Origin of the sequence: Pseudomonas duriflava, from assembly GCF_007830155.1 — a bacterium.
Classification (GTDB): domain Bacteria; phylum Pseudomonadota; class Gammaproteobacteria; order Pseudomonadales; family Pseudomonadaceae; genus Chryseomonas; species Chryseomonas duriflava.
Genome location: NZ_VLKY01000007.1, coordinates 1 through 16,849 on the forward strand (window position 1 = coordinate 1; position 16,849 = coordinate 16,849).

At 54.4% G+C, this 16,849-nt stretch carries 11 protein-coding genes and 1 pseudogene; 7 read left to right on the plus strand and 5 right to left on the minus strand.

Annotation, left to right across the window (positions count from 1 at the left end; all coding sequences use genetic code 11):
• A pseudogene (locus IQ22_RS11130) lies at positions 1-240 on the minus strand (IS110 family transposase); the annotation flags it as partial.
• A gap of 137 nt (positions 241-377) precedes the next feature.
• Here IQ22_RS11130 and IQ22_RS11135 point away from each other — a divergent pair.
• The 7 genes from IQ22_RS11135 (at position 378) to IQ22_RS11165 (ending at position 9,730) form a co-directional block, all read left to right on the plus strand.
• Positions 378-1,196 carry an alpha/beta fold hydrolase gene (locus tag IQ22_RS11135; RefSeq protein WP_145141746.1) on the plus strand — a complete coding sequence of 273 codons (819 nt, stop codon included), beginning with the start codon at positions 378-380 and terminating at the stop codon, positions 1,194-1,196.
• 890 nt (positions 1,197-2,086) lie between these two features.
• Positions 2,087-3,493 carry an ATP-binding protein gene (locus tag IQ22_RS11140; RefSeq protein ID WP_145141748.1) on the plus strand — a complete coding sequence of 469 codons (1,407 nt, stop codon included), beginning with the start codon at positions 2,087-2,089 and terminating at the stop codon, positions 3,491-3,493.
• A gap of 3 nt (positions 3,494-3,496) precedes the next feature.
• On the plus strand, positions 3,497-4,177 hold the full coding sequence (locus IQ22_RS11145) for a response regulator (protein ID WP_145141750.1): 681 nt from the start codon (positions 3,497-3,499) through the stop codon (positions 4,175-4,177).
• 164 nt (positions 4,178-4,341) lie between these two features.
• Positions 4,342-5,250 (plus strand): bifunctional methylenetetrahydrofolate dehydrogenase/methenyltetrahydrofolate cyclohydrolase FolD, encoded by a 909-nt coding sequence (gene folD / locus IQ22_RS11150; protein WP_145141752.1) that lies wholly within the window; start codon positions 4,342-4,344, stop codon positions 5,248-5,250.
• 289 nt (positions 5,251-5,539) lie between these two features.
• A complete protein-coding gene (locus IQ22_RS11155; protein ID WP_145141754.1) occupies positions 5,540-6,217 on the plus strand; it encodes an ABC transporter ATP-binding protein in 678 nt (225 codons plus the stop codon).
• On the plus strand, positions 6,214-8,682 hold the full coding sequence (locus tag IQ22_RS11160) for an ABC transporter permease (RefSeq protein ID WP_145141757.1): 2,469 nt from the start codon (positions 6,214-6,216) through the stop codon (positions 8,680-8,682). The genes IQ22_RS11155 and IQ22_RS11160 overlap by 4 nt, the downstream gene beginning before the upstream one ends.
• On the plus strand, positions 8,672-9,730 hold the full coding sequence (locus IQ22_RS11165) for a lipocalin-like domain-containing protein (protein WP_145141759.1): 1,059 nt from the start codon (positions 8,672-8,674) through the stop codon (positions 9,728-9,730). Before IQ22_RS11160 ends, IQ22_RS11165 begins: the two co-directional genes overlap by 11 nt.
• Before the next feature lie 75 nt (positions 9,731-9,805).
• Here IQ22_RS11165 and IQ22_RS11170 read toward each other — a convergent pair whose 3' ends face one another.
• From IQ22_RS11170 to IQ22_RS11185, 4 genes are all read right to left on the minus strand, one after another.
• Positions 9,806-10,933 (minus strand): pectinesterase family protein, encoded by a 1,128-nt coding sequence (locus tag IQ22_RS11170; RefSeq protein WP_145141761.1) that lies wholly within the window; start codon positions 10,931-10,933, stop codon positions 9,806-9,808.
• A 14-nt stretch (positions 10,934-10,947) separates the two neighbouring features.
• Positions 10,948-12,576 (minus strand): SGNH/GDSL hydrolase family protein, encoded by a 1,629-nt coding sequence (locus IQ22_RS11175; protein WP_145141763.1) that lies wholly within the window; start codon positions 12,574-12,576, stop codon positions 10,948-10,950.
• 815 nt (positions 12,577-13,391) lie between these two features.
• A complete protein-coding gene (locus IQ22_RS11180; protein ID WP_145141765.1) occupies positions 13,392-13,589 on the minus strand; it encodes a hypothetical protein in 198 nt (65 codons plus the stop codon).
• 394 nt (positions 13,590-13,983) lie between these two features.
• Entirely contained in the window at positions 13,984-16,719 is a 2,736-nt protein-coding gene (locus IQ22_RS11185) for an AMP-binding protein (protein ID WP_145141767.1), read from the minus strand.
• Positions 16,720-16,849 lie beyond the last annotated feature (130 nt).

A 16,849-nucleotide genomic window follows, 5' to 3' on the forward strand; every position in this document is an offset into this window, starting at 1 on the left:
CGGGCGCACGTAACGAGGGTGTAAGAGCACGACACGATGTCCTTTCTCCTGCATCAACCGGCCCCAATGGTGAGCGGTGCCACAGGCTTCCATCACCCACTCGACAGGCTCGAGCTGCTCCTGTACATATTGCGCAAATGCCCTGGAGTCGAGCCGCTTGCGCCGATCCACCCGACCGACCTGAACACTCTCGGCAACCTGGTAAACGGACTTGGCCAAATCAACCGCTATGCATTTCATCGCACCTCTCCCAGCGAACAGTCACCACTGTGTTATAGAAGAAATGTGGTGCAGGGAGAGTCCATTACAGCACTCAAGCTGACGCCGCTTCGCGGTTTGGCTTACCTCAGGCGCTATATAGAAAAGGAGTCTGATTGATGAATAGCTGGGAACTTCCTGAGTCGTATGACTATAAAGGGCGGAATATTTGTTATGGGCGGCTGGGTGAGGGTCCACCAATGGTTCTTGTTCATGGAACACCTTGGTCATCATTCAATCTACGTCATTTAATCCAGAAGTTATCCAGAGAGTACACCGTCTACTTTTTTGACTTGCTAGGCTACGGCCAGTCGAGCAAAGATGAAGGTGATGTCTCGCTGGGTATACAGAATAAAGTTCTGGATTGTTTGTTGAACCACTGGAAACTGGATGACCCTATTATTGTTGGTCATGACTTCGGTGGCGCTACAGCTCTCAGAACTCACCTTCTCAATGGTCGGCGCTTTAAAAAGATCATTCTGATTGATCCGGTCGCTGTCTCTCCATGGGGGTCTCCTTTTTTTCGCCATGTCAACGCTCATGAAGCCGCATTTGCAGAGTTGCCAGACTATATTCATGAAGCAGTGGTCCGGGCTTATGTGCAAACGGCTGCTTTCAAGCCGCTTGATGACACTACACTGAACGGTATTGTTCTGCCGTGGATCAGCAGGCAAGGAAAGGCAGCTTTCTATCGTCAAATGGCTCAAGCGGACTCCAAATATACCGACGAGGCGCAAAGGCTTTATCATACGATCACTACCCCTACTTTGATTTTGTGGGGACGCGAAGATAACTGGATACCGTTAGAGCGAGGGGAAGAGCTCCACAATATGATTCCGGGGTCAGCTCTTCGTATCATTGATGATGCGGGCCACCTCGTCATTGAAGAGAAGCCTGGTAGGTTAATAAAGGAAATTTTAGATTTCATTCAAGCCTAAAAATCACACAACCATGCCATCCATCGGATGCTGACATGGAGGTTTGTTTCCCAGTCCCCGCTCCTCTTTCAATCTGCATTCACCGTGCTGCTAATCGGCACGTCTGTCTTTTCCCGCCCAGCTCTTCAAGCAGGTGACCAAAAGCATGCAGCGGTGTTGAATCAGTCATTATCCGCTCGCTTAAACGCCCGCGTTCGAGCACCGTGTGGCAACGGCAACATCCAAAGAAGCCCGCTTCGATCCGCTGCCTAACAAGCGGTTCCAGTCACTCGACCATTAACCAAACGTTAGAAAAATGGGATACCTCGACAGGTCTGTCGCAGCACTGCGAATTTTTCGAAGGCGATCTTATTTCCGAAGATATAAGCGATTTACTAAGTGCTAAGCTAAGCGAGTTGTTTCAGAAAAGGTGATCAAGAAACAGGGAGAGTTATTGGAAAAGTCGCCTGACCTGTGCGGCAAGACGACTTGGAAAGATGGCAACCTGGTTTACCCATTCGAGCACGCTCAATGGCGCTGTTTTCGCCGGATCGCATAAGGATGCCCCTAGACGTGTGCGACCCATTAGGGTCACATCGGCTATTAGAGCTGCCCTACTAATTGGGGCAAGCGGGTCGCTTTAAAGGGCTGCGCTGCCTGGGGCCTCTCATGCGCGTGCAGATAGGACCACAGAATGACCAATGCCAGCGCTATGAAAGCCGGCATACCAAGGAAGTCTAGAGGATTGAGTGATCGGTTAGATGGCATAAGCGCTTGCGCTCCAACGTATCGATAACAGAGGCTGCAAGCGTGGCGGTTAAATGTGTAGATACTATGAAGATCGACCGCAGCGCTTGAAACATTGCGATCTTCTCGACTAAATGGCCTACCTTACCGGCCATTTTCTCCTTATGAAGCTTAGTATTTCTACCAAGGTCTTCCTTGTTGTGCAGACCTTATGTCTTTTCGTTGTGCTTGGAATGGGTTTCGCGGCGCACTGGAGTTTCCGGCATGGTTTTCTTGGCTTTTTGAATGAGCAAGCCATAATCCGCTTGGAGTCGACGCTACCTGCGGTAGAGCGAGCCTATGCCGAACATGGCAGTTGGACGTTCATTAAAAAAGACCGTGTCGAGTGGTTCAAGATTCTGGGGTCTACGGCCTTTCTGACTGATGAGGAAAGACCCTTAGGTCCTGGCGAGCCGTCCACTTCCGACCTGACCGGCGCGCACATGCGTTTTACTCTGCTCGATGCCCAGCACCGGATAGTTATAGGCTATACCGGTTTTGATCGTGACAGAGCGGCCTTACGGCCCGTACGTGTTAATCATCAAACGGTGGGCTGGTTGGCCATGACGCCGTTCCAAAACGTAAGCGCTACTGGCGATCGGCGCTTCCAGACCAATCAGGCCCGCTCCAGTCTTGTCATTGCTGGCCTTTGCCTGTTGCTTTCGGGGCTTATCGCCTGGCGTATCGCACGTACCTTGCTACGTCCTGTCAGGCAAATGGCTCAGGCTACTCATCAAGTGGCTACCGGCGACTACGGGATTCGCGTGAAGGTACATTCCAAGGATGAAATAGGCCAACTGGCCCAGGATTTCAACCGGATGGCACATGCCCTGGAAAGCAATGAAAACATGCGTCGGCATTTCATGGCGGATATCTCCCATGAGCTGCGCACGCCCCTCGCCGTGCTACGCGGCGAGCTCGAAGCTCTGGAGGATGGGGTACGACCCTTGAGTCTGGATGCCATCCGATCGCTGCAATCCGAAGTCAGTGCGTTAAACAAGCTCGTCGACGATATCTTTGCCTTATCACTGGCCGAAGTAGGTGCTCAGGCCTATCGAAAAGAACCGGTACGGCTTGATATCGTTCTGCAAAGCGTTACCGACACGTTTCAGGCGCGCTGTAGGCAGCATGATCTTACCCTGACGCTTGATCTTCCATCGGAAGACCTTTGGATCACAGGCGACGAGAGCAGGCTTCAACAGCTATTTTCTAATTTGCTGGAAAACAGCTGTCACTATACCAATGCAGGAGGCCGCATTGTAATCAGCGTCAAGCTTATGCCTGGCAATATTACTATCAGCTTTGCCGATTCATCGCCGGGCGTACCAGAGGAGCAACTGCCCCGGCTGTTCGAACGGTTTTATCGTATCGAGCAGTCGCGCAACCGTGTAACGGGCGGCGCAGGGCTAGGCCTTGCCATCTGCCGCGGCATCGTAGAAGCGCATGGCGGCACGATTCAGTCCTCGCCGTCGGAGCTAGGTGGTCTCTGCGTAACACTATATTTTCCCCAAACGCCTCGAATGACTGAATAACCCATGCAAGCCCCACTGCCCTCCTGCCCAGATATTTTGATCGTAGAAGATGAACCTAAATTGGCCGCCCTGCTGGTGGACTACATGAAAGCCGCTGGGTGGACAGCGCGTGTCCTAGATAACGGGCTGGATGTATTGCCTGAATGCAAACGGCACCTACCGAGTCTGATTCTCTTGGACCTGATGCTTCCCGGCCAGGACGGCATTGAGGTGTGCAAGGCGCTGCGCGCCATTAGCCAAGTCCCCATTATCATGATCACGGCCCGCGTGGAAGAAGTGGATCGCTTGCTGGGTTTGGAGCTGGGCGCAGATGACTATATCTGTAAGCCCTTTAGCCCCCGTGAGGTGGTTGCCCGGGCCAAGGCCGTATTGCGCCGGACTATTACAGCTATGCCGCCACGCGGGCTCGTTATCGACGCCACCCGCTATCAGGCCCATTTGAACGGCGTTGCACTGGACCTGACCCCCGTCGAGTTCCGGCTGCTAGCCGTACTGAGCGAGCGACCGGGGCAGGTGTTTTCCCGTGACCAGCTTATGGACAGCCTGTATCAGGATCATCGTGTTGTGACAGATCGTACGGTAGATAGCCATGTGAAAAACCTGCGTCGCAAGCTGGAGCAGGTCGAGCCCGACCGTGACTTCATCCGCTCGGTGTATGGGGTTGGCTATAGCTTCGAGACATGAATCAATCCTGGATGTTATAGCGGATTGGTTCAGCATCCTACCCCTATCGAAGAGTAGTGCTTCCAATGCAATCATTGACCAAGGCGCTCTAGATATGGACCATTCCGCCATCTGCGGCACTACCCAAGGCCGCCTATATCGCGATTACATACCGGACCCACTCAATGAATACTGCTTTTCCCTCGTCGCCTACGAGCACGCCTCATATTATCGATGGCAAGGCAGCGGCTCAGGCCGTACTTATAAATGTAAAAGCTGCCGTTGAGGCCGAGGGCCTTACGCCAGGCCTGGCTGTGGTTCTGGTTGGCAACGATCCCGCTAGTGCTGTTTACGTGCGGAACAAGAGTCGCCGCGCCGAAGAGTGCGGTTTTCTGTCCCGCCAGTACGATCTGCCAGCTGATGCATCCGAAGCCCGGCTTTTGGAGCTTATCACTGAACTCAACGCCGACCCGGCCATTCACGGCATTCTTGTGCAGCTGCCCCTGCCTGAGCAGATCAATGCCTACAAGGTTATCCAGGCGATCGACCCACTCAAGGATGTGGACGGTTTCCACTATGTGAATGTGGGTCATCTTTCCACCGGCGCGATGAAGGAAGCCCTTGTCCCCTGTACGCCACTGGGCGCCTTGCATCTGATACAGAGCGTGATAGGCAATGACCTACGCGGCAAGCATGCCGTCGTCATCGGCCGCTCTAACATTGTTGGCAAGCCTATGGCTAACCTCCTGCTGCAACACGATTGCACCGTGACCCTTGTTCACAGCCGCACAGCCGATCCGGCTGCTGTATGCCGTCAAGCCGATATTGTTGTGGCGGCTGTGGGCGTGCCGGGTCTGGTCAAGGCAGATTGGATTAAGCCCGGCGCCATAGTGATCGACGTGGGAATCAACCGGGTCGAAACGCCTGATGGCGGACGCCTGGTCGGTGATGTGGACTACGCTACTGTAGCCCCGCTCTCTACAGCAATTACCCCTGTCCCAGGCGGCGTAGGCCCAATGACTATTGCCATGCTCATGCAAAACACCTTGAAGGCGGCACGCCGACTAACAACCGGTGAACAGCCTGGCGAGTAACTTCTTGCCCCTCGGCATGCCCTCTTGATAACAAGGGCATGCTTCTTTCAGAGGGATTGATTACTTCATAACTGTATAGGGCTGGTATTAGAAGAGTTTAAAGCGGCAGAAACCACATGCTCCTGCTTGGCTCAACGTTATTTTTCTATCCCGCTTACCGAGTCGTCCCGCTCCTTTCAGCGCCTTGTCTGAATCATGGGGCCGCTTATGCGGTCCGTCTTAATGACGGAGCGGTTTTCATCCTGCTCATCGCTCCTTACGTACCTCGATCGTCGTTCAAGGACCTGCCATGCTTCAGGTGACAGATCTACATAAACACTATCCCACGCCTCAGGGCCCATTGCCTGTACTTCGCGGGATAGACTTGTATCTGGAGCGCGGCGGAAGCCTCGCCTTGATGGGCGAATCGGGCAGCGGCAAGAGCACGCTACTGCACCTCATTGCCGGGCTGGATACACCTGACCGCGGCCATATCAATATTGCAGGGAAAGCCTTGCACACGATGAGCGAGCGCCAATTGGCGGACTGGCGACGTTGTGAAATCGGCCTGATTTTTCAACAGTTCAACCTGATTGGCAGCCTGACGGTTGCGGACAATCTGGCCTTCCAAGCCCGCCTGGCCGGTCGTTATGATCCAGTATGGCAACAGCAACTGGCCGAGCAACTTGGGCTGGGAGAGCTGCTTCAGCGCTACCCTGAGCAATTGTCAGGCGGCCAGCAACAGCGTGTGGCGCTGGGGCGTGCATTAGCCTCCAAGCCAGCCCTGGTACTTGCCGATGAGCCTACAGGCAACCTGGATGAAACCACGAGTGGCCAAGTGTTGAATTTGCTGCTGAAGCTGGTGAGCCGAAGTGGTTGTACCTTATTGATGGTGACCCATAGCCCTCATGTCGCGGCGCAACTGCAGCAACGTGTGGTCCTTAAAGCGGGTCGCATCGATCCGGTTTCTGTGGTCTCTGAACCATGACGGTTCTCTATTGGACACTGCGCAGCCTGCTCAGTCATTGGCGCAAGCATCCAATACAGTTTTTCAGCCTGTTTACCGGGCTCTGGCTGGCGACTGCTCTTTTGACCGGAGTGCTGGCACTTAATGGCCAAGCACGAGAAAGCTATGCACGTGCGAGCCAACTGATTGGCGGCATTCCACAGGCAACGCTTAGTGCCCGTAACGGCAGCCCACTGCCACAGGAAAGCTTTAGTACCCTTCGCCGCCTGGGTTGGCCGGTTTCGCCGGTCTTACAAGGCAGCGTTGTGCTCGAGCGTCAGAACCGTCGTCTTCAGGTTATGGGAATTGAACCTGTGAGCCTGCCCGCTGGCTCGCTCCTGGCGGGCGAACCGGCCGATGCACCTGACCTAACCGCATTTATCAGCCCACCCAATCAAACCTGGATTGCTGAAGAAACACTACGTGAACTAGACCTGCACAACGGCGACCAGCCGCTATTGGCTAACGGTCAACAGCTTCCGCCACTCCAAGGCAAAAACCGTATGGCACCTGGCTTGCTATTGGTCGATATTGGAGTTGCTCAGCGCCTGTTGGACATGCCGCACCAGATCTCTCGCCTGATCCTTCCGGCAAGCGTACAAGGCGATTTACCCCCGCCCTGGAATGAGCGTCTTCAATGGCAACATCAATCCAATGAGAATGACCCTGGGCGACTGACCGAAAGCTTTCACCTCAACCTGACCGCGCTGGGCCTGCTCGCTTTTGCGGTTGGCCTGTTTATTGTCCATGCAGCCATCGGCTTGGCGCTAGAGCAACGCCGTCCCTTGCTGCGTACCGTGCGCGCCAGTGGAGTCAGTGTCAAACACCTGCTTCTTGCGCTGGTAATCGAACTCAGTACCTTAGCCCTATTGGGCGGAATTGCAGGCGTAGTCAGCGGCTATGTTCTCGCAAGCCTGTTGCTGCCTGACGTTGCAGCCAGCCTACGTGGACTGTACGGTGCCGAAGTAGCGGGACAGCTTACACTCAGCCCGACCTGGTGGCTGGGCAGCCTAGCCTTGAGCCTGATCGGTGCCCTTCTGGCAGGAGCCAATAGCCTTTGGCGCGCCGCACGATTACCACTACTGGCCCTTGCCAACCATGAGGCTTGGCATCAGGCGCATCGAGCCTGGTTGCACCGTCAAGGTTGGGTGGCAGGTATCGCCGCGCTAGTTGCATTGACGGCTGCCTGGGTAGGCGACAGCCTGACTAGCGGATTTATCCTAATGGGCAGTCTATTGCTGGCCTCCGCCCTTGGCTTACCCTTGTTGCTAAGTACCTTGCTACGCCTGATCTCCCGCCCTGGGCATTCGCCGCTGACCGCCTGGTTTCTTGCTGACTGCCGTCAACAACTTCCAGGAATGAGCCTAGCGCTTATGGCGCTGCTGCTGGCGCTTGCCGCTAACATCGGAGCTGGCAGTATGACCGAGGGGTTCCGCCAGACATTCACCACCTGGCTAGACCAGCGTCTGTCAGCAGAGCTGTACATTCGGCCGCAAACTCCCGAGCAGGCAGTTGCTTTACAGCAGTGGCTGCCTAACCAGCCCGCTGTCAGACGTGTATTGCCTGGCCTTGAGCTAGAAACTGAAATTCAGGGCTGGCCGTTGACGCTGGCCGGCATGGAGGATGACGCTACCTATCGCCAGCATTGGCCTCTTCTTGAAGCGCAAGCCGGTAATCCCTGGGATGCCTTGTTTGCCGGAGGCAGCCTTATGCTCAGCGAACAACTGGCCCGTCATTTGAAGGTAGGCATCGGCCATACGATTGAACTGCCTACCGCCGAAGGCATCTGGCAGGCTCGCGTGGTGGCCATATACGCGGACTACGGTAATCCGCGAGGGCATATTCTGGTAAATGCCGCCGATATGCGAAAATACTGGCCTGCCTTACCTGTCAGCCGCTATGCGGTCCGTATGGACCCAACGGCTGTTGCAACGCTCAAACACACCCTGCAGCGCAACTTTTCCCTGGACGACACTCGTCTCGTTGATCAAGCGCGACTCAAAGAATGGGCCACCCAGGTCTTCGAACGTACGTTCAGCGCCACAACCGCCCTCAACACCCTGACACTGATTGTGGCGGGTATTGCCCTGTTCATCGCTCTGCTAACACAAAGCCAGAGCCGCCTGGGGCAACTGGCTCCGCTCTGGGCCATGGGTGTGACACGACGGCAGTTGATGTTACTTAACCTGGGCCAAACCTGGCTGCTTACCTTGTTAACGTTAGTATTTGCGATTCCGCTGGGTATTTTGCTGGCTTGGTGCCTTGTAGCTGTCATCAATGTGCAAGCCTTTGGCTGGCGCTTGCCACTACAGGTATTTCCCAGCCAGCTCATACGTCTGGCGGGTCTTGCCCTGCTGGCGACTTGGCTCGCCTCGGCCTGGCCCTTATGGTCATTGTGGCGCAGTCGTCCTGTGGACCTGCTAAGAGTGCTGAGTGATGAACGCTAAACCCTTCTGCCTTGGGCTCGCCCTTTTATTGGCAGGCTGTGACGCTTCCCCTCCCCCTGACGAAGGTTTCGCCGGGCTGGGGCAGGCCAGCGAAGACTTTGCCCAGGTCGTTCCCGGTAAGCTATTCCAGTTTCCGGCCGACCACGGTGCACACCCCGACTTTCGTATCGAGTGGTGGTACCTCACCGCCAATCTCGAAGATGCCGAAGGCAATGCATATGGTGTGCAATGGACGTTATTCCGTAGCGCCATGCGTCCTGCCGCCGATCAGCCCGGTTGGGACAACGGCAATCTATGGCTTGGCCATGCCGCTTTGACTACCGCCACCGATCATTATGCAGCTCAGACTCAGGGACGGGGCGGCGTAGGTCAGGCCGGCGTGACAACCGCGCCCTTCAAGGCGTGGATTGATGACTGGTCCATGCAAGGAGACGCTCAATCGGTACTCCATGTGCAGGCGCGCGGCGAAGCCTTTGCTTATCGTCTGGATTTGTATACTGATCGTCCGCTGGTCCTTCAGGGGGATAACGGGTTTAGTCGCAAATCCGATCGCGGCCAGGCGTCGTATTACTACAGCCAGCCTTTTTTTCAAGCCAAAGGTCAGCTTGAAATAAACGGGCGACAGGTTGAGGTTAGTGGCACCGCATGGCTGGACCGCGAATGGAGCAGCCAGCCGCTGGCGGCCGATCAGTATGGCTGGGATTGGTTTTCCCTGCACTTGCAGGACGGCCGGCAGCTGATGCTGTTCCGCTTGAGGCATGCCGACGGGCCGGATTATTTAAGCGGCAACTGGATCGAGCCCGACGGCCACAGCGAGCCCCTACACGGCCAAGACATCATACTCAAACCCTTGCATGAAACCCGTGTAGCCCAGCGTAACGTGCCGACACGCTGGTCTCTTGCTATTCTTCGTCACGGGCTCGAGGTTGAAATTTCAGCCCTCAACCCACACGCCTGGATGGCCGTCGGCACACCCTATTGGGAAGGCCCGGTACGTGTTGAAGGCAGCGAAACGGGTATTGGATATCTGGAGATGACAGGTTACTGAAAAGCCTCAGCGCTTGAGCACGCCGGGTCAGGACCTCGAGAGGCCGACCCAGCACGCCTCTACCGACTTTTAGGACTATTGGCCTTTCCCATTGACCGAGCGTGGATATTTATGTGGCTTCCAGTCAGGAAAAATGGCAGCCACGGTAAAGTCCCTTAGCTGATCTGCCGAGAGTTGACGCCGCTGTACATCCCAGAGGGCAGCCCCTGGACCATAATTGCGCCCCTCATAGAACCGGGAGTCCTGAGGATAAAACCAGATTGTGTTGCCGTCCTTATCCTTGCCGGACATCTTGTCCCAGCCATAAATATGGTCATCGATGTAAGACTTGATAAAAACTGACTGCCCTATGGCATTTGGATCGGCATAGCGCCCATCATCAAATGTTGTCGTGGGATGCCAGGGCCTCCCCAGAGCAAAGCTTCGTGCCGGTACGCCCATCTCTTTGAGCAAGCGACTGTGCAGAAAGACCAGGCCATACGGCGAGTTGATGTCGGTACTCGGTGCAGTCAGGTAACCATGAGGCGGAGCGATGTCCGTACGACGCCGGGCGATGATGTCGCAGTGGTCGAATACGCTGACACCGGAGCCAAAGATGAAATCCACATGACCGCTCACCTCGCAGTCGGTGAAATAACTTCGGCTACCGGCCTTGGTATAAAAGGTGTCCTGATAGCCTTCCAACCGGACCTGATGGAAGCGCGCGCGGTCGCTTTTACTGTCCAGAAGTAACGCCACGGCCTGCGTATCCTTAACCTTCGTAGGATCGGTATCCAGCTTTTCCGCGTTGGCCGGATAATCGAAGCTGTTGCGAATGGTCAGGTTTCGAGCTGTGAAGTCCGGCGCGTTTACCAGAACCGTACGACTACCTGACGTTCCTATTTTCTGCCCCTGCTCATCAAGCATGCCGGCGTATACCCCCGCCGAGATAATCGTCCCGTCACGCTGCTCACCGAGCAAAGTGATGTTGGGCCGAGTAATGTTCAGGCGCTCTTCGTACACACCCTTTTCCACGTAGATGACATACGGAGAATCATCCGCCGGGGCAGCCTTGAGCGCCTCGTTGATGGTACGAAAGCCATCCTGTCGTGCTTGCTTAGATACAATAGCTTGATAGTCGGCACTGAAGGCGCTATGGCACACCGCAAGTAGAGAAATAGCTACCAGGAGCGAGGCGCCACGCAAAGGGATAGGCCTATGCATTTTCTTGTTCCTTATTATTTTAGATGGGCTGCCAGATCGACTAACCCTGGCTGTTCAGTAATAGCATCTGCAACCATTCTTGCTACAGCTTCTGCCCCTTTTTGCTGGAAATGCGTGCGATCGGGATTGTCCAGCGTGCCAGCCGTTTGAGTCTTGTAATACGGGTAACGGGGGTCGTTAGGGTCTACCGCCAGCCAGTAGCTTTTCCAGTCGTCACGATGCTGGTTGGCAAAATCGATCGTCAGCCGCTCCAGATCGATGAAAGGCACGCGATTATCGGCCGCAGTCTTGCGCACCGTAGCGGAATAGTCTCCAACGTAGGCATAGCCGTTTTCGCTGTTCTGCTGAGTGTAATGCGTGCTGCCTACCGGCGTGGTATCCCCATTCTCAAACGCATACTTACGGTTGGCCGTCATGACACGTGTGGTGGCCGTCATGATGATCGGGCGAGCACCATGTTGGCGGGCCAGTGTGATATAGCGCTCCAACGAATTCTGAAAGGACATGTACGGCTGCCCTTCGGGATACTGCTTGTTACCGTTCCTGTCGTTCGGGTACGTACACAGGTTCTTTACATCAGCCGCACCACGTACCGCCTTCGCACTGTTGCAGTTCTCATCGTTATGGCTGTGAGCGATGATTACATAGTCACCTGGCTTCATGAACCGGGCCATCTGCTCGTACCAGCCCTCGTTATAGAAATCCCGGCTGGAACGTCCAGCACGTGCACCATTGAGTATTTCGACCCGGCTGTCCTCACGGAAAAAGTCCTGAAAGACTTGCCCCCACCCCATGCGCGGCAAGCGGCTGACCTCATAGGTTGCAGCCGTGGAGTCACTGACGATCAGCACGCGTGTTCGAGCCTTCAGAATGGCATCCAGCTCGCGGCGCGCACGCAGGTAATCGAAAGGCTCATAAGGGCTGTTGTAGCTGGCAGCGCCACTGTCGCTAAACCCTACGATAGGACGAAACCGGATGTCGGTCAGGACCGTACCGCTCGCTTCTCCCGTATCGTTGTGATACCCCCGATTATGGTTAATAACCTTTAATACCGCCGCCACACCTTTCCCGTCCGCTTTTAGGGGCGAAGTCATAGGGTTGTAGCGTTGTACATTAGCAACTCCGGCCTGAGTTAGCGCCTGCTTGAACCCGGCACGCATGGCGGCTAGTGGCTCCGTAAGCAAATCCTCGCTCATTTGCGCAGCGTTTCCACTCTCTACCCACTGCTGCGGGCCTACATAACCGAGCCGTTGAGCAATCTCGGAAACGATACGATCCGTAAGCGGTGTGATGTTAACGGTGTTATTACCGCCCCTGTTCAGCGTAGTGACAACCGACGCCATACAGCGTGTACGTGGCTGATCGTTATAGAGGCAGTTCTCAGTAACGACGCCGTCACGTGGTGACAGGTCGATAGCCGATAGCAACAACGGGGGCTGCAGATTCGAGGCATCGAGACGCCATCCTCCCTTGGCATCAGTCTTGACGACCTTTTTATTGCCCCACTTATCTACCACTGTAACCTTGGCATGCGCCAAGGGCTCGTCGGCCATGGCTACGCCTTTCAATAGCGTGCCCCCCTGTACAAGACCTGCACTTGACAGCAACAGGGCGGCCGTTAAAACGGAGTGTTTTATCCGCATAGGTCATACATCCTTTTGTTTGACATTGGAATTAGGCTGAATCGACGCTTCAGCCCGCTAAGGATGAGTGCACGTTCGAATACGGTGTTTAGCCAGACGCGCCATGAAGCGATTCAGGCCATATCGGTATTCGTCGAGAAAGGTAGTGTGGTAGGGAGCAAAGACAGGAGACACCGCTCACCGGAGGGTGTCTGCAAAGAAACGTCTTACTAGCGTGAGCTGCACTTCGACCGACTATTGTCTTAACGGATAGGTAAGGAAAAACAGGCCGGATATCAGCAGCCTTAAGCAGTAAGAGGCCACTACCTGAATAGGTCAGCCTGCATATAGAGGCGACTGTATGAGCGGTATGCCGCAGCCAGGACGTAAAGTCGGCTCGAAATGGCATGGTCAGTCCTTTTTTGTTTTTGTTAAGACCTGAAATGGGAGGACATTCGCAGGAAACGTTTTGTTTTGATCAAAGATCCTGAAACACGCTTCATTGGTATGTCGTCATACCAGTTAAATAATTAATCAGACACCTGTCAACAATGGCTTTTTAATATCAAAAATCAAAATAATCTAGTAACTTATTGATTATAATAATTTTAATAAAAGCTATTTTTTAAAATTGAAAACCAAAATTTTTTGCCAAAGGAAAATGACACTATTAAGGTACGATGACAATCCTTAAAAAGAGCTTGAAGTGCGTTTGGGTTGCGCCAAGAATCTAGAAAACAGCTCTTGTAAAGGAAAGAACATACGGCTCAACCGTAATGAGACGCGCACGATTGGGAAAAGCTTTTTGGTGGCAAGCTAGGTGAGTAAAGGCAGAATCAGGCAGAGGGAGACGGCTCGACATAGGTTCGGCAGCCCTTTCGATTGATGATTTCCTCATCTGTAGGACGAACATGAACAAAGCGAAACTCCAGGGAGTCATACACCTCCAGGTAACCCCATTCTAGATCCAGTTCGTTCTGCCCTGGATATGGCGGCGAAGCCCACCAGGGTTCTCGACTAATCAGCGTTGTCATTGGCCCCTCCGGTCAGAAACCAAGAAATGCGTTCAACCTGCATACGATGCCCATCCCTCTCCGCAGGCCTAAAACAGGGCAGACTTGAGAATAGACACGCCGCCTAAACATCGCCAGATGGCGGCGAGCCAACCTCCGGATGATCTTTATCCAGACACCAGAATATGCACTACCAAGACGTTACCAATACAGAAGTAATGACCTAGCGATTTTCATAAACAATCACGTTAGATAACGGGCATGTCTATCGTTCGACCGAACATATGACATGAGCGGAACGAGGCCCGAATGAGCTGCCGCGTGTCGGATCATACCCGACACGCGCTTAGCCAGGCAGCAACTTACGCACTACTACCTTTAGCTAGAAGCCCTTTAAAGACCTGACGACTACAACTCAATCAGCAACGCCGTCCAGGTCGGAACGCCTCACACCCTGCAGCAACGCACTGGACGTTGACGTTTCGGTCGTCGTGCGTTCGAGTAAGGCGCTTAGCGGCGTGGTGATCGAAGCCGTATAATCCTTTATGCAGCGGTGATGGCCGCCCTGCACATCAAAGCTCTCAAAGCTTACCCCCATTTGCCGCCAGGCACGGCTGGTGTAATCGGCAGAAAAATAGACGACCGGAGCCGCCAGCCGAGTTGGCAGATAGCGCGCCATAACGTTTGAATACTGAAGAAAACGCTGATGAATCTCCCAATCCTTTTCTGAGGTCTTGGTCGATTGACCACCTCGAACTTGGGCCAGCCTCTCCATCCCGTTTTCATAAAGTTTTGCTAACACATGGCCAATTCGCTTTGGGTAAGGCCATTTAGACGTCTCACCAAACCGGCTTAGCCCTACGTATACCTGAGCGAGTTGGCGATCAGGGAGAATGTACCCAAGCGTTTTCAAAATAAGCCGAGACCATGGACGCACATTGGCCGTGGGCGGATCGATCAACGTTACGATTTCGACCGAATGTCCGGCCTCGATCAACAAACGCGCCGCTTCAAAGGCCACCAGCGCCCCATTGCAATAACCGCCCAGTCGGTAAGGCCCTGTCGCCTGTCGCTCAAGAATGTACGGCAACCGTTCACGTGCCATGTTCTCGACCGAGTCTGGAATAGGCTCATTGCCCAGGCCATGAGGGGCGATAGCTGTAATAGGTTGCTGCGGCCCAAGCAGCTTCGCCATACGCCGAATATAGTAGCCCCCCTGAGCGAAGTCGCCATGAAACCAGAACAGCGGCGTGCGATCAGGTGCTGAATTGAATTCAATAACTGGGTCGAAATGGGTAGCTAGGTTCTCAAGCCGTACCACTAGCTCCTTGAGCGTATCAGTTTCAGCCAAAATAGCCTCTGGGACTACACGCCCCAAAAGCTGCTCGATTTCGACCAACATCTCGGTCGCCAGCAACGAGTCCCCGCCTTTGTCGAAGAAATTATCTTCAACCGTAACGGCCTGGGTTTTCAATAACCGCTGCCAGATGGCCAGAACGCTACTTTCCAACGATGAGAGAGGCGCATCCTCTCCTGCACATGCGTCCGCTTCCTGTTCTTTCGTTGCAATAAGCGCTTCAGTCAGTCGCTGTCGTTGAATCTTTCCTGTGAGCCCTCTCGGCAGCTGATCCACAATCAGAATACGTCTGGGTATTTTGAAGTACACCAGCTCATTTCGCAGGAACTCGCGCAGGGCGGCAGCATTGACAGTAGCTTCAGGACGCACAACCACCGCAGCGGCAACATCCTGCCCAAGGCGTGGATGAGGCATCGAGAAAGCCGCCGCCTCCAGCACAGCTGGATGACGCATTAGTGCTTCGTCAACCTCCTGTAGACTGACTTTTTCGCCGCCTCGGTTGATGACTTCACGCAAACGACCATGGAGGGTCAGAAAGCCTTCCTCATCAAGACTTCCGATATCACCGGAGCGAAACCAGCCGTTGGTAAAGGCCGCCTCGTTCAGACTTGTATCCCCCAGGTAGCCGCTCATTAAAGTGGGACCGCTAATCAGGATTTCACCGCGCTGACCGGAAGCCAGAGGAGCACCGCTTTCGTCTACGATCAGCACGCTACCTGGCCAGGGCCGTCCCACCGTACCGGCCTTGCTTTCGCCTGGAAAAGGAGTATTGGCAGCAATTTGGGCTGCCTCGCTGGACCCATAGTGTTCCAGGATTGGAATCCCAAGCACGTCTTGCAGGTCTTGCTTGACCTCCGCAGAGAGCGGAGCCCCGCCGGACGAAGCAAAACACAGCTGATGACGGAAGGTTCCCGATCTACTCCTGGCAATATCCACAATAGCCTGATGAATAGCCGGACCCGCCGAATACCAGGTCGGCTGCAAATCCTCAAACCATTCCTGTACATCAACAGTAGCCGCGCTAAGTGGAAAGGCTACGCTTCCGCCTGCCAGAAGCGGGGCGAGAATAGTGACTTTCAGTCCATGGGAATAATAAGGCGCCGATACGCACAAGCAGCGATTATCCGGTGCAAGCTGAAACCAGGCTTTCCATCGCTCAGCGGCTGCCAACAGGTTCTGGTGGCTGAACGGAATTAGCTTGGGCAATGCCGTAGTGCCGGAGCTTCGCAGAATAAATGCAGGCGCCTCGGGCTCTGGCTCTTCATCGAGCGATGCTGCGCTCACCTGGGACGCGGCGAGGTTAAACCCGAGCATACCCTCTTCTTCCGCGACCGCCTTGATGAGCGCCACACCGCAGTGCTCGGCAGGAGGATAACTTGAGCCCGCTTCATCCTGCATGAGCAGTAATGCGTCCAACCCAAGCATGCCAAGCAATTGATCGAATTCCGTCGCTGTCAGACGCGGATCGAGCGGAACGGCAATAGCGGAACAGGCGACAGCAATGATGGCTAAAGCGGCCTGTGCGGTCTCTGGCACGATAATGCCAATACGCGCCTGAGAACCCAGGCCTGCCTCACGAAGTTGAATACGGGTGCGCTCAATCTGTCGCTGGAGCTCACCGTAGGTAAACGGAGCAAAGCGAGTAGAGACAAACGCTTCACGTTCGGGGAAAGCCATTGCGATGCGGGCAAGGGATTGACCAAGAGTAAGAGCGCCTTCCAGTCCTTCGCTTGCGGTAACCGCTGGCGTCATGCTCTGTGAAAAAGATGATGTCTGTACAGGAGGTCGGTTCATTAGATTCGTCCTTGTATCCAGCCTGTTTACAACGTGAAATCAAGCCTCCGACCGGCTTCGCTTATAAAGATTCCCTTCCCTGCACAAATTTTTTCAAAATATTGCAAGATCGCTAATACAAGATCTTTAG

What these genes read in the sequence shown, in the direction of transcription:
- IQ22_RS11180 (WP_145141765.1), bottom strand. Translation starts at nt 13,589, where the DNA reads ATGACAACGCTGATTAGTCGAGAACCCTGGTGGGCTTCGCCGCCATAT.
- folD (WP_145141752.1), top strand. Translation starts at nt 4,342, where the DNA reads ATGAATACTGCTTTTCCCTCGTCGCCTACGAGCACGCCTCATATTATC.
- IQ22_RS11135 (WP_145141746.1), top strand. Translation starts at nt 378, where the DNA reads ATGAATAGCTGGGAACTTCCTGAGTCGTATGACTATAAAGGGCGGAAT.
- IQ22_RS11175 (WP_145141763.1), bottom strand. Translation starts at nt 12,576, where the DNA reads ATGCGGATAAAACACTCCGTTTTAACGGCCGCCCTGTTGCTGTCAAGT.
- IQ22_RS11185 (WP_145141767.1), bottom strand. Translation starts at nt 16,719, where the DNA reads ATGAACCGACCTCCTGTACAGACATCATCTTTTTCACAGAGCATGACG.
- IQ22_RS11170 (WP_145141761.1), bottom strand. Translation starts at nt 10,933, where the DNA reads ATGCATAGGCCTATCCCTTTGCGTGGCGCCTCGCTCCTGGTAGCTATT.
- IQ22_RS11165 (WP_145141759.1), top strand. Translation starts at nt 8,672, where the DNA reads ATGAACGCTAAACCCTTCTGCCTTGGGCTCGCCCTTTTATTGGCAGGC.
- IQ22_RS11140 (WP_145141748.1), top strand. Translation starts at nt 2,087, where the DNA reads ATGAAGCTTAGTATTTCTACCAAGGTCTTCCTTGTTGTGCAGACCTTA.
- IQ22_RS11145 (WP_145141750.1), top strand. Translation starts at nt 3,497, where the DNA reads ATGCAAGCCCCACTGCCCTCCTGCCCAGATATTTTGATCGTAGAAGAT.
- IQ22_RS11155 (WP_145141754.1), top strand. Translation starts at nt 5,540, where the DNA reads ATGCTTCAGGTGACAGATCTACATAAACACTATCCCACGCCTCAGGGC.
- IQ22_RS11160 (WP_145141757.1), top strand. Translation starts at nt 6,214, where the DNA reads ATGACGGTTCTCTATTGGACACTGCGCAGCCTGCTCAGTCATTGGCGC.